The 292-nt window shown below is 47.6% G+C and carries 1 protein-coding gene; it reads right to left on the bottom strand.

The features are described 5' to 3' along the window. Positions 1-217, bottom strand: a 217-nt coding sequence (locus KMS84_RS39915; RefSeq protein WP_256921553.1) for a hypothetical protein, incomplete at its 3' end; no start/stop codon positions are given. Positions 218-292 lie beyond the last annotated feature (75 nt).

The following is a 292-nucleotide window of genomic DNA, read 5'->3' as shown; positions in this document are numbered from 1 at the left end:
ACCTGATATAGCGATGGCCCATCGCGAATAGCTGGACGGTAACGACCAAGGATCCAATAGAAACAAGCGCTCCAACGACGCTTGCAACACCACCAAATAGCGCCGTCATAAAGCTGGCTTCCTTGGTTAAAGTTTGCAGCCACACAAGAGAAACGCCAGTGATAGATGCAACAGAGCTTATTACGCTCAGATGCTCTGTCCATTTCATATCTTTCATATCCGCTCCTTAGAAATTTGCGGCGGATCTTCGCATAACCAACCTAAAAAACCACCATCTCCGTCGCTATAGCGA

Origin of the sequence: Streptomyces hilarionis (assembly GCF_024539675.1) — a bacterium.
GTDB lineage: Bacteria > Actinomycetota > Actinomycetes > Streptomycetales > Streptomycetaceae > Streptomyces > Streptomyces hilarionis.
This window is presented reverse-complemented; position numbering and strand designations above follow the sequence as displayed.